9 protein-coding genes are annotated in these 13,544 nt (G+C 54.6%); 3 read left to right on the top strand and 6 right to left on the bottom strand.

Annotated features, from left to right (window positions below):
- Window positions 1–3: 3 nt before the first annotated feature.
- The 6 genes from DA792_RS19160 to urtA all read right to left on the bottom strand — a co-directional run bounded on the left by DA792_RS19160 (window position 4) and on the right by urtA (window position 7,361).
- Window positions 4–1,119, bottom strand: a complete 1,116-nt coding sequence (locus DA792_RS19160) for a LacI family DNA-binding transcriptional regulator (protein WP_254679313.1) — start codon at window positions 1,117–1,119, stop codon at window positions 4–6.
- Window positions 1,120–1,256: 137 nt separating this feature from the next.
- The gene (urtE, locus tag DA792_RS19155) at window positions 1,257–1,955 is read right to left on the bottom strand and encodes an urea ABC transporter ATP-binding subunit UrtE (RefSeq protein WP_107722103.1); all 699 of its coding nucleotides are present in this window, start codon (window positions 1,953–1,955) and stop codon (window positions 1,257–1,259) included.
- Between the two features lie 13 nt (window positions 1,956–1,968).
- Window positions 1,969–2,709, bottom strand: a complete 741-nt coding sequence (gene urtD, locus DA792_RS19150; RefSeq protein WP_107722101.1) for an urea ABC transporter ATP-binding protein UrtD — start codon at window positions 2,707–2,709, stop codon at window positions 1,969–1,971.
- Window positions 2,706–3,932 carry an urea ABC transporter permease subunit UrtC gene (gene urtC, locus DA792_RS19145; RefSeq protein ID WP_107722099.1) on the bottom strand — a complete coding sequence of 409 codons (1,227 nt, stop codon included), beginning with the start codon at window positions 3,930–3,932 and terminating at the stop codon, window positions 2,706–2,708. The genes urtD and urtC overlap by 4 nt, the downstream gene beginning before the upstream one ends.
- Window positions 3,933–3,935: 3 nt before the next feature.
- Complete coding sequence (gene urtB, locus DA792_RS19140; RefSeq protein WP_107722097.1) at window positions 3,936–5,888, bottom strand: urea ABC transporter permease subunit UrtB; 1,953 nt, start codon at window positions 5,886–5,888, stop codon at window positions 3,936–3,938.
- Window positions 5,889–6,068: 180 nt separating this feature from the next.
- Entirely contained in the window at window positions 6,069–7,361 is a 1,293-nt protein-coding gene (gene urtA, locus DA792_RS19135) for an urea ABC transporter substrate-binding protein (RefSeq protein WP_107722095.1), read from the bottom strand.
- Window positions 7,362–7,939: 578 nt separating this feature from the next.
- On the opposite strand from urtA, the gene DA792_RS22475 reads away from it, so the two are divergent.
- The 3 genes from DA792_RS22475 (at window position 7,940) to DA792_RS19120 (ending at window position 13,544) form a co-directional block, all read left to right on the top strand.
- Window positions 7,940–10,738: a methyl-accepting chemotaxis protein gene (locus tag DA792_RS22475; protein WP_254679312.1), complete on the top strand. Its 2,799-nt coding sequence runs from the start codon at window positions 7,940–7,942 to the stop codon at window positions 10,736–10,738.
- Between the two features lie 302 nt (window positions 10,739–11,040).
- Complete coding sequence (locus DA792_RS19125; RefSeq protein ID WP_254679726.1) at window positions 11,041–12,381, top strand: bifunctional enoyl-CoA hydratase/phosphate acetyltransferase; 1,341 nt, start codon at window positions 11,041–11,043, stop codon at window positions 12,379–12,381.
- Window positions 12,381–13,544: an acetate/propionate family kinase gene (locus DA792_RS19120; RefSeq protein ID WP_107722091.1), complete on the top strand. Its 1,164-nt coding sequence runs from the start codon at window positions 12,381–12,383 to the stop codon at window positions 13,542–13,544. The genes DA792_RS19125 and DA792_RS19120 overlap by 1 nt, the downstream gene beginning before the upstream one ends.

Raw genomic sequence — 13,544 nt, 5'->3', positions numbered from 1 at the left:
GCGTCAGATGTTTTGTGTGGCCCGTCGTTGGGCCAATGCGTGCACCAGTTGCTCTGGCGTCAGTTTTGGATGTCCTGTGGAGCCGCCGGGGCGAAATTCGGCCCGGATCAAGTGTTGGGCAACAGGCGCATTGGGATCGCGGATACGCGCGATGAACATTTCGCCCAAAGTCGCCCCAGCTTTGCGGGTATCAACGGCGAAACTGGCCAATCTGGGCCACATGGCGGAGGCTTCGGGCGAGCCATCGTAACCGACGACCGACAGATCCGCGCCAATGGCCAAGCCCAGTTCATTGGCAACATCATAGACCCCGCGCGCCAAACTATCCGTGGCACAAATGATGGCGGTGGGCGGGGTGCCGAGCGCCAAAAGGCGGCGTGTGGCAACGCTTGCCTGCTCCGGGGACAGCGCGCCCTCTTGCATCAGATCGGGATCAAACCCCAACCCCATCGCATCAATGCCCGCTTTGTATCCGTCACGGCGCATATGCGAAAAGGCATAGTATTCGGCACTGCCGATATAGGCGATGCGCCGATGGCCGAGGCCAGCAAGATAGCTGACCGCTTCGGCCATCGCGACCTCACCCTCGACATCAAAATAGGACATTTCGCGTGAATCTTTTGGCCGCCCATAACAAATAAAGGGCGTATTTTCGCGTGTGAGGCTTGCGATACGCGGGTCATCCCAAAGCACGCGCGGCAAGATAAACCCATCGGCTTTTTGATGCACAACCAGATCGCGCATAATCCGCAGCGTGTCGGCGTCATTTTCCGCCGTCGCAACCGTCAGGGTCCAGCCCGCTTTTGACGCGGCTTGGGTCAATCCGGCCAAAAACTCCGCCAAAAAGGGCCGGTGCGCATCATGTTCGGACAATTGGATCACCAGGCCCAAAGAACAACTGCGTCCGGTTTTGATGGCTTGGGCATGACTGAGCGGGCGGTATCCCATCGCATTTGCGGCGCGAATGACGCGCACACGCGTGGTTTCGGCGATGTCAGGATAGCCGTTGAGGGCACGGGAGACGGTGCCTTTCGTCAGACTCAGTGCCTGTGAAAGATCACTGATCGTCACCCGCCCATTGTCGCGGGAGCGTCGATCTAATTTGACGTCTGAGCTCACCTGATTCGCCTCCTCGGCCCCACACTGGGCCTCCGAAACCGGTTTCGGCAACGGCTTTTTATCAAATAGTCGGATTTTGCAGTGCCGCATGAATGCTGCACCGCAGAGTCAGAAGTCCTTGATAGGCGTGGGAAAACTCAGGCGATACGGAAGGTTTTTGCGGCCTCTTCTTTGGAAATTTCGGATTTTGAGTGGCGAGAGGTCACGCGACCGCGTTCCATGAACACAAGTTGATCCGCAAGGTCGTAGGCAAATTCAAAATACTGTTCGACCAAGACAATTGCCATGTCGCCTCGGTCACGCAAAAGCGCAATGACCCGGCCGATTTGTTGGATGATATTGGGCTGAATGCCCTCGGTCGGCTCATCCAAAAGCAACAGTTTCGGCTTGATGATCAGGGCGCGGGCAATGGCCAATTGTTGTTGTTGCCCGCCTGAAAGATCGCCGCCGCGACGGTGCATGAAGTCTTTGAGAATGGGGAAAAGTTCGAACACCTCATCAGGAATAAAATGTTCTGATTTTGGCAGGCAGGTGAAGCCAGATTCCAAATTTTCCTTCACCGTCAAAAGCGGAAAGATCATCCGGCCTTGCGGCACCACGGCAAGGCCTTTTTTGGCCAGTTCATGCGCCGGTGCCCGGCCCACATCTTCACCATCAAGCGTCATCGTGCCGCCCGAACGCGGATGAGTGCCACAGATGCCCTTCAACAGAGAGGTTTTGCCAACGCCGTTGGTGCCCATGACACAGGTGACTTCGCCCGCACGCGCAGAAATATCCACATCATAGAGGATCTGAGAACCGCCATAGTGCAGTGAGAGGTTTTTCACATCGAGCATGGTCGTCTCTCCTTTAGCGGCCAAGATAGACGTCTATGACGTCTTTATTTTGCGTCACATGATCCAGCGAGCCTTCGGCCAAAACCGATCCTTCGTGCAAAACCGTGACTTTGCATTCAAGCCGACGCACGAAATCCATGTCATGTTCGACCACCACGACAGCACGCGTTTTCGCCGCCTCTTTGAGGATGTCGGTCGTGTGTTCACGCTCGCCCAAAGTCATCCCTGCGGCGGGTTCATCGACCAGCAAAAGCTGCGGGTCTTGGGCCAAGAGCATACCAATCTCCAACCATTGCTTTTGACCGTGAGACAGCTCGCCGGATTTGCGCTCAAGCTGATCAGACAGACCGATTTCGGAGGCGAGCTCTTCAACCTTGGCAAGATCCTTGAATTTAGGCTTGAAGAACAACACGGACCACGGAGAGCGGTCATTTTTGACCGCCATGAGGAGGTTTTCAAACACAGTTTGATCTTCGAACACGGTGGGGCGTTGGAATTTACGGCCTATGCCGATGCGGGCAATTTTGGCCTCATTCATGCCGATCAGGTTTTTCGACATATCGCCCCAAAGCACAGAGCCTTCGTCGGGTTTGGTTTTGCCTGTCACGATGTCCATAAATGTGGTCTTGCCCGCCCCGTTCGGCCCAATGATGGCGCGCATTTCGGCCGGACCAATGGAGAAGGACAGGTTGTTGATGGCTTTGAACCCGTCAAAAGACACGGAGACGCCCGACACTTCTAAAAGCTGGCTCATTTCTCGGCCTCCTCTTCGCGCAAGCTGCCTTGGTCAGGGCCAAGCGGCGCGCCTTTGCGGTTGGGGGACAAGCGCCCGGAGATCAGATCAAACAAACCACCGATGCCTTTGGGCGCGAACAATGTGACGAGAACAAAGGAGAGGCCCAAGAGCACCTGCCACCAATCGACCCATTTGATCGTGTAAAATCCGAGGTTGATGTTGGGGGCTTGGCCACCGGTGAAATAGGTCGAGACCAGCGAGACCACGCCCGCACCGATCACTGCGCCGTAGATCCGCCCCCGACCACCGATGGCGACCCAAACCGCGAGATAGATCGAAGCGATGGGAGCGATTTCAGCCGGGTTGATGATCCCGGCTTGCGGATAATAGAGCGCCCCACCGATGCCCGCGATGACCGCGGTGAGGACAAAGACGAAGAGTTTAAACCCCTCTACGGAATAGCCCAAAAACCGCACGCGCGCCTCATCATCGCGAATGCCGCGAATGACCGAGCCGAATTTGCCGGAGACGACGAAATTGGCGATGAGGTAGGTGACCAAAAGCGCAAAGGCGGAGGCCCAAAAGAACCAGATCGACACCGCATCTTGGGAGACCGCATCCAGTCCGGGCAGGTTTTGCAGGCCCGAAAGCCCGTTGTTCCCGCGCAAGCCGCTGTCGTTTTGGAACAGATAGAGCGAGAGGGCGAGGGTCATCGCCTGGGTCAGGATCGACAGGTAGACGCCCGTGACGCGCGAGCGGAACGCAAGCCAGCCAAAGACCAGCGCCAAAACGCCCGGAACCAAAACAACCAATGCGATCTGGGCCCAGAAACTATGGGCGAACATCCAGACCAGCGGGAAATCGGACGAACCAACAACGCCAAAGATTTGCGTGCCAACGGCGTCTTTGATCTCCATCGCCGTGGCGGGAATGTCTGCGGCGGCCATGCTTTCGACCACGATGAGTTTCGTGCGCGCGAACATCAGCCACATGCCGATCATATAGCCGCCAAGGCCGAAAAACGCGAAATGGCCGAGCGACAGAATACCCGTGTAGCCCCAGACCAAATCCATCGAAATCGCAACCAAGGCAAGGCAGAGTGTCTTGCCCAGCGTTTTGACGAAAGAGGTCGACATCGCCCCCGTGCCATAGGCCTCGGACAGGAACGTGACCGCAAGAGTGAAGATCAGCAAAGTGGCGATAAAGGCCGGAAGCGAAGGGTATTTTTTCAAGAAATCCATGGGTTAATCCCCCGCCGCGCGGCCCTTGAGGGCGATGATGCCCTTGGGTCGGAACTGAATGAAAATGATGATGAAGATGATCATGTAGGTCTGGGCCGCCAACGTGTTGGACGGGTTGAACCATTCGATGCCCTTTTGCAGGAAGCCGATGCCCAAAGCGCCCAAAAGCGTGCCCCAGATATTGCCGACACCGCCAACAACTACGGTCATGAAGCTTTGCACAATATAATCCGTGCCCATCTCCGAGGTCACTTTGGCATAAAGCCCGATGGCCACGCCTGCGACACCGGCGATGCCGGAGCCAAGCCCAAAGGTGAGCATATTCACCCGATCCGGGTTGATGCCCATCGAGGCCGCCATACGCGGATTTTGAGTGACCGCGCGGGTCTCAAGGCCAAGGCGGGTTTTCTTCATGATAAAGAGGAAAATGCCGAGGAAAATCAGCGCGAGGACAAAAATCGCGATGCGAATGTAAGAGATCGCCAACACATCGTTGATCACCAACGCGCCATCGAGCCAACCGGGTGAGGTGAGCGGGCGGGCTTGGGTGCCAAAAATGTTCTTGGCGATTTGTTGCAGGGCGATGGAGACGCCGAAGGTCGCAAGCAGCGTTTCAAGCGGACGGTTGTAAAGCCAACGGATGATTAGCCGCTCCATCGCCACCCCGGCGGCGAATGTGACGGCAAAGGCCATTGGGATCGCAACGAGGATCGAGACGGTGTAATCCGGGATGATCTGTTGCACCACATAGCCGGTGTAGGCGCCCATCATGATGAATTCGCCATGCGCCATGTTGATCACGCCCATGACACCAAAGGTGATGGCAAGACCAATGGCGGCGAGAAAGTAGATCGAGGCAAGCGACAGACCGTCAAGCGACAGATCGAGGAATTGGTTGATCCCAACGGCGCGGTTGATGCTGTGAAGGGTCTTTTGCGCGGCCTCGGTAACGGCAGCGGAAGGTTCGTCATAGACCTCGGCAAAGCGCACACCTTTAACGGCGGCCTCCATGGAAAATGCGGGGTCAAAAGCCGGGACGAGGCCCTCGGACGCAAGGGCTTGATAGGCGTGGTCACGGGCATCTTGACTGGTCAAATCGGAGACAGGAACGCCGCCGACTTTGCCATTGTCCATGTGCTCTACGAGGGCTGATTTACGTTCAGAAATCGTGGGTTGCGCGATTGCGACCCCGGCAGAGACCATCAGAGCAAAGGCATCCGATACAGACAGCGCCTCTGAGCCCGGCTTGATCTCACGTTTGATGTTTGCCGTCTCTGGCAAGTCCTCGGCATAAACCAATTTGGCGCTGAGAACCGGGTTGAGCGCGGCGCGGGCATCGAGCGAGAGGGAGGAGCCAAGGCCCTCGATCGCCGTGATCCGTTTGGCATCGTCTTTGTCGAAAGAAATGGTCAAAAGCCGCTCTGTGACCTCTTTGAGCGCTTTGATCTCTGGGATGTTCTCATTTTCAATTGAGGCGCGCAGAGGGGCGAGGTGTGAGGCTTCGCCATCGCGCTGAATCGCCAAAAGGGCCTCGCGGCGGCGGTCAGGATTGGGATCGTTGAGTTGGAATTGCACCAAAGCCGCACCGATCATCGCCCGAATACCTGAGTTTGGTTTGAGCTGGCTCACGTCACCTTTTGCCACGGTTGCAACGGTCTCGCCGGTGTCGAAATCCGTCAACGTGACCTCAGCGCCTGCGACAGTTGCCGCGTAGAAAAAACCATTTTCTGACCACTGCCACATGTCCTTGTTCTGCCATTTTTGCAAAACGGTTTGCGCCGAAGGCAGGCCGGAATTGGCCACGGCCTCAATCGCCGGTCCAATGGTTGTGCGCGAGGATTTTACGATGGCCTCAGCGTGCTCTTGCAGCACGTCTTGGATCGTCCGGTCCTGAGCCTGCGCGGTGAGCGCAAGGGTCAGAAACACCAGACAAGCCGCGAGAATTCGGCGGATCATGAGCTATCTCTTTTGGCTGGAAACGAAGGGCGGCAGGAGCACCGCCCTTCATGTGTCAAATCGCGGCTGAAAGCGTTTCGGGATCTAGTAAGTCATCGAGATGTCCCGAAACGCCCACGGCCTCAGTTGGGTTTCACAGGTTTCGGATTTAAGTCATGTCTCAACTCAAACCCAAAATGTTTAGTAGTTGGATTTCAACTGAACGCAGGTCTTGGTTTCGGTGTTGTACATGCCACAGCCGAGGTCTTTCCAATCCGACATCAACACCGCAGATTCCGGCAAGAAATCGGTCCATGCATCACCCGGCACCTCAGCGGTTTGAGAGATGATGTCGAACTGACCATCGGCCTGAATTTCACCGATCAAGACTGGTTTCGAGAGGTGGTGATTGACGTTCATCACAGCAGTACCGCCGGTGAGATTCGGGAACTCTTGGCCGTACATCGCCATAGTCACCGCGTCGACATCGGTGGTGCCAGCGGCTTCAACGGCATTCACCCACATGTTGAACCCAATATAGTGCGCTTCCATCGGGTCATTGGTGACACGTTTGTCATCGCCGATAAATTTATGCCAAGCCTCAATAAAGGCGGCATTTTCTGGGGTGTCGGCGGACATGAAATAGTTCCAGGCAGCCAAGTGACCGACGAGGTTGGAGGTGTCGAGACCGGAGAGCTCTTCTTCACCAACCGAGAAGGCCACAACCGGGATGTCATCTGCGGAAATGCCAGCCGCGGCGAGTTCTTTGTAGAAGCCGATGTTGGCATCGCCGTTGATGGTCGAAATCACGCCGACTTTTTTGCCATCTGCGCCCAGCGCCACAACGTCAGAGACGATTTTCGACCAATCGGAGTGACCAAACGGCGTGTAGTTCACAAAGATGTCTTCGGCTGCAATGCCTTTGGATTTGAGATAGGACTCAAGGATGTTGTTCGTGGTGCGCGGGTAGACATAGTCGGTGCCCAAGAGCGCGAATTTCTCGACACCCAGTTCGTCTAGGAAATAGTCTGTCGCCGGGATCGCCTGTTGGTTCGGCGCAGCGCCTGTGTAGAACACGTTTTTGGAGCTCTCTTCGCCCTCATATTGCACCGGGTAGAACAGAAGGCCGTTGAGCTCTTCGATCACCGGCAGAACCGATTTGCGCGACACCGAGGTCCAGTTGCCGAACATCACATCAACATTGTGCACGGTCAAAAGCTCGCGCGCTTTTTCGGCAAAGAGCGGCCAATCCGAGGCCGGATCGACGACGACGGCTTCGATTTGACAGCCCAGAACACCACCTTTGGCGTTTTGTTCGTCGATCAGCATCAACATTGTGTCTTTGAGCGTGGTTTCAGAAATCGCCATCGTCCCCGAAAGCGAGTGCAACACGCCGACTTTGACCGGGCACTCTGCAAAGGCCGCAGTGGCCATCGCGGTGCTTGCGAAAAGAGCGGTCGCCAGAGTGGCTTTAAGTTTGGTTTTCACTTCCATGTTCCCTTGTTGGAAGCCGCAAGGACTGCGACGTCTGCCTTTAAAAGGCGTCCATTCAATTGATTGAATTTTTGGACAAAACGCCTACATTCCCCTTTGCAGCGTTATTCTGTTGCTGTGAATGCGGTGGTGGCTACCGGCAAGTTCGTCGCCACCGCATGTCCCCTCGCGCGCCTCAGATGACGGGATATCCCTCGGCAGTGGCGCGCAGGAATAGTCTGTGTTCTGGGAAATCGCGCACACAAGCCTGTATACAAATGCACAATTGCTCTCGGATCAAATCCGGCATGTTTGACTAATTTTTGGGCGTTTGTTCAAAGAACTGTCACAATGATGCGCGAAAGATAAAGGTTTGCCCGCTCGCTTTCATTGCCCAGATCTCACATTGGCCGTGTGATTCCGTCATTGGGCGGGGCACGATCTCGCTCATCGCACAGCATCAAATATATACAAATTTATGGATGCTGCTCAGATCAACTGAATATTAGCACCTTGCTGCAACCTTACGGTCGATTGACACGGGACCCTTTTCTGAAAAGGCATCAGTTCGGGCCCGAAATGACGGAACGGAGCGCAGTATGAAGACGAAAATCAGGACTCTCCTTGGATCAGTGGCAGCCAAGATTTTGGTGATCATGCTCGCATTGGCGGGCACAACGGCCGCTGCGATCCTCGTGTCTGGGTCGCTCATTTCAACCATCAACGACGAGGTTGATACACTCGTTGCAGAGTCTATTCCACCGCTTGAAACTGCCTCTGGTATCGCCAATTCCGTATCTAGCCTCAAAGATGCGATCAACACATTGCTGACAACGAATTCGCACCTCGCCATCGATTCCAACTCAGACACCGTGCGCGAAACACGGTCACGTCTTCTGGCTCAAATCCAAGATTTGGATCTTGATCAATACGCAAATATTGAAACTGAAATGGCGTCACTCACTGCCGATATTGACGCGTTGATGGCCGCCCGCAGTGCGGAGTTGTCGGCCCAAAGTCGCAACATGAAAGCGCTCTCAACACTCAATCAACAATCGCGTGAATTGAGCGAAACCCTACAGGGCCGGATCGACCGCGCCTCCTTCGCGCTGCTGCTGGCCGGGAACAATGCCAGTTCGAAATCTAACCAGAGCCTCAAACACCTCCTCAAGCGCGAAGTTGATGCTCTGAGACTCACATTGCTGCTCAAGTCAGAATTAAATCTCACTGTTGGGGCAACTCAGGCACTTCTTGAAACCAACGATTTAGGGACACGTTCAGACCTTCAGGCGATGGCCAGCGAGGCACAGGCACAGATTGATGCCCTGCTCGTGGACATGGAAAACAACACCTCTTCTGCTGAATTTGTGCCCTCCATTCGCGAAGCCTCCGCTTTTCAGGCCGAGTTCATAACTTTGTCGCCTTTCGACATGAAAGTACGCGCCCATCTTTTGCGTACCTCTCAGGAGACCCTCAACGAAGTCACATCCCAAGCTGTGGAAAGCGTCCTTGCTGATCTAGATGCCGAAAGCACAAATACACTCGCGCAAAATGCCAAAGTCGTGACAGATCTTCTCAACACTGACGTAAAGAACATCACTGATCTCGCGCGCCTCGACACCTCGCTCAAATCCATCTTGATCAAAGCGCTGCAAGGCGCGGCCTCCATCAACGCGGGCTATATCCACGCCCTACAATTCGAAATCGATAGCGAAGCACCACACATCCGCGACACTTTACAAGATCTCCCTCCAGACCTTGCAGAAAAGGTGGCCTTGCTCCTTGAAGCCACCAATCCCGAAAGCGGCCTCTTAGCCACGCGGATCGAAGCTCTGCAGGCACGCGGTTTGGGTCAAGTCGCAACCGACTCTGTGTCATCTGATCTGTTACGGATCAGCGACATGGTCATGAGCATTTCTAAAGACTCCATCATTGGCATCTCGGATGCGAGCCAAACTCTGATGGGAACCGCAAAACAAGCATCTATGACAATGAACGGAATTGCCCTGATTGCTGCGGCAATTGTTCTTGGGGCACCCGTTTTGACTTTTCTGCTGATTATGCGCCCGTTGTCCGCCGTGACAGCAAGCACCGAACGCCTTGCGATTGGCGACATGACAGAAATCAAACGCGTCGGCGGCCAATACGGTGAAATAGCACGGCTGTTCTCAGCACTCACAGTGTTCCGCAATAACCTTGTCGAAAAAGACCGTATGGAAAACGAAGCCGCCGAAAATGCACGTCGCGCAACCCAAGCGCAAGAAGAGGCGGCCCGCGAGAAAACAGAACGCGAAGCGGCAGAGCTTGAACGGCAGAAACAACAGGAAACTCGCGACCGAGAACGCGAACTTGCGACCGAACAAGAACGCCGTGCTCTAGAAGAAGCCGCTGAAGCTGAACGCAAAGCACGTCACGCTGAACAGAGCGCTGTGGTGGAAGCCCTTGCCGAGGGGCTTCGCCGCCTGTCCCAAGGAGACGTCCGCCAAACAATTGATCAACAATTTCCAGCGAGCTACGAACAACTTCGCATGGATTATAACGCAGCAGTCAGTTCTTTGCGCTCAGTGGTCGAACGCCTCTCCGAGACAGCTCAAACCATTCATTCAAACTCGGGTGAAATCTCAAATGCTGCCGATGACTTGTCTCGCCGTACAGAGCGGGCCGCATCGACACTCGGCGAAACGGCATCAGCATTGACGCAACTGACGGCTGCGGTCAAATCAGCTGCAGATGGGGCAGCGCTGGCAAACAAAACAGTTGGTGGCGCAAAAATGAATGCCCAATCAGCAAGCTCTGTGGTGAAGGAAGCCATTTCTGCCATGGACGCGATTTCAGACTCCTCTGGTAAAATTTCAAAAATTATCAGTGTTATTGATGATATTGCATTCCAGACCAATTTGCTGGCACTGAATGCTGGCGTGGAGGCTGCACGCGCAGGCGAGGCCGGACGCGGCTTTGCCGTGGTCGCATCCGAGGTGCGTGCACTGGCGCAAAGATCCTCAGAAGCTGCGCGCGAAATCAACAACTTGATTTCGGAATCTGGACAAGAAGTGGGACGCGGCGTTTCTCTTGTCGACCAAACTGGAGAAGCTCTCCGCTCCATCGTCCATGATGTTTCGGAAATTGCGACGCACATGTCCGAAATTGCAACGTCCGCTGAAGAACAATCGGCGGGGATTTCCGAAATCAATACAGCTGTCGCCAATCTTGATCAAACCACTCAACAAAACGCAGCGATGTTTGAAGAGACAACAGCCGCAAGCTTCTCATTGGCCAACGAAGCCGCAACTCTGAGCGAGATTGTGTCACAGTTTGTTTTAAAGGAAGACGATTCCCGCCCCTCTACGACAGCGGCATCATCCCCTAAAGGGGACGATGATTTCAGCCTCGCGTCTTAAACCTGTCCAGCATGCTTAATGGAAACTTTGCCCATCAAGCATGCTCCTCGCCGTTCTTCCCTATGAAAAGAAGGCCGGGCACTGCACACAGTTGCGAAAGTAGGATACATAAGGCACTACGCTTAAAGACATAACACTGATGTAAATACGAAAGTTTCATAAAACTTCAGGCTTGGGTTGATATGGCTCATAGAGCCGTATCCAGTTTAGACCGCAAGTAGGGCATAACTGAAATTCCAGCACAGCAAGGATTGCACGTGACTGTATTCCAAAATGTTCCATTCGATCAGCTTGAAATCGGAATGGAAGCCGAGACCCGACGTTTGTGCGTCGCAGATGATCTTTATGTTTTTGCGCATGCTTCGGGCAATTTAAATCCAATGCATCTTCCGCGAGAGGACGGCGATAAAGATGGAAAACCTGAAGCCGTTGCGCCTTCCTTTTGGGTTGGTTCTCTTATTTCCTCTGTCCTTGGAAACCGTTTGCCGGGTCCGGGTACACTCTATAAATCTCAGAGTCTTCGGTTTCTCGGGCGCGCGCATGCTGGCGACGAACTGGTTGCCCGCGTCAAACTGATCCGAAAAGAAAACGATCGCGTCGCGATTTTTCACACAACGGTGTCCCTTGCAGATGGCACGCTCTTGGTCCAAGGCGAGGCTGAAGTCATCGCGCCGGATCAAAAAGACAGTTTTGATGCACATGACGTGCCAGGTCTCACCGTCGAAAGCCATCGCCATTTTGACAAGCTGCTTGATATGGCTGAACCCCTGCCAGCGATACGAACTGCCGTCGTCGCACCCGAAGACGCCAATTCCCTACGAGGCGCTTTATTGGCCGCCGCTCACACATTGATCACTCCGATCTTGATCGGCGATCAAGACAAAATACTCAGAACCGCTCAGGAAAATGATCTTTCTCTGGATGGCCTTGAAATCATCCACAGCACAAATCACGTTGATGCCTCCCAAATTGCGGTCGACATGATTCATGAAAACCGTGCCGCCGCGATGATGAAAGGTCACATGCACACAGACGACCTATTGCGGCCGATTTTGCGGTCAAACGGCGGGTTGAAAACGGGGCGGCGCATCAGCCACATTTTTGTGATGGATGTTCCTGGCCTTCCCCATGTATTGATGGTAACGGACGCGGCAATCAATATTGCTCCAGATCTCCCCACGAAAGTGGACATCGTCCAAAATGCCATCGACCTCGCGCAAAGCCTTGGGATCGAGATCCCGAAGGTTGGCATTCTGTCCGCCGTAGAGACCGTGAATCCGAAAATTCCATCAACGCTTGATGCAGCCGCACTGTCGAAAATGGCGGAACGCGGTCAAATCACCGGCGGAATTGTAGATGGCCCTCTGGCCATGGACAACGCAGTGAGCCTGGCCGCGGCACGGACAAAAGGCCTAAAAAGCCTTGTCGCCGGATGTGCCGAAATCCTCGTCGCGCCAAATTTGGAAAGCGGCAATATGTTGGCCAAGGAGCTATCCTTTATCGCCCATGCAGAAGCCGCAGGCGTCGTCATGGGCGCGCGCTGTCCGATCATTTTAAATTCGCGTTCGGACAGTGACAAATCCCGCCTCGCCTCTTGTGCGGTCGCCGCGCTGCATGCCCATCGGATGCAAGGCATTCGGTAATGGGACAGCGCATTTTGACGATCAATGCCGGATCATCTTCGGTCAAGTTTGCTCTGTATCGGTCTGGACAAACCCCAAATATGATTGCGCGCGGCCTCGTACAGGGCATTGGATCAAATCCAAGTTTCAAGTTCAAACAGGGTGGGCCGAACGGCACATTCCCCATCACAGCGTCAAACCAGACCGAAGCCCTCGCCGTGATCCTTGAAAAAGTCACCCCGCTTTTGGCTGGCAAAGAGGTGACGGGGGTCGGGCACCGGATTGTTCACGGCGGCCCTTTGCGCGCCACGCCAACCGAACTCACCGATGAAGTGATGGCCGATCTTGCGACCTTCAATCCCCTTGCGCCCTTGCACCAACCGCACAATCTGTCTGCGGTTGAGGCCGCCAAACAAGCCTTTCCCTATGCCTTGCAAATCGGTTGTTTCGACACGGCGTTTCACCGCAACCATCCTTGGGAAAACGATATTTATGCGATCCCAAGACGGTTTTACAAACAGGGGATCAAACGCTACGGCTTTCACGGGCTGAGCTATGACTACGTCTCCCATCAGATCGCCAAAGAACATCCTGAGTTGCGCGACAAACGCTTGATCATCGCCCATTTGGGCAGTGGTGCATCAATTTGTGCGGTGAACAACGGGCACTCGATCTCCTCTACCATGGGATTTTCACCGCTTGATGGCCTGCCGATGTCGACACGCTCCGGCCAGCTTGACCCCGGCATTCTGCTGTACCTGATGGAAACCGATGGCATGAGCGCGAAAGAGCTGACGCATATGCTCTATCACGACTCCGGGCTGTTGGGCCTCTCGGGGATCAGCGCGGATATGCAAGTTTTGGAGGCTTCAGATGCCCCCGAGGCCAAGGATGCAATAGAGTATTTTGTCTATCGCGTGCGGCGCGAAATTGGGGCAATGGCGGCGACACTATCCGGCATCGACGCGCTTATTTTTTGCGGTGGGATCGGGGAGAATTCAGTCAGCATTCGCGCACAAATCATCGACCGTCTCGGCTACCTTGGCATCGAGCTTGATGAAGATGCCAATGCTCGAAATGCCCGTGATATTGGCAAAGGTTCAACGCCCGTGATGGTCATTCCAACGGACGAAGAGCAAGTCATCGCGGATGCGGTCGCGCGGGCCTTGATACCGCGCCACTAG

Origin of the sequence: Celeribacter baekdonensis, assembly GCF_003047105.1 — a bacterium.
In the GTDB taxonomy this organism is placed as follows: Bacteria; Pseudomonadota; Alphaproteobacteria; order Rhodobacterales; family Rhodobacteraceae; genus Celeribacter; species Celeribacter baekdonensis_B.
This window is presented reverse-complemented; position numbering and strand designations above follow the sequence as displayed.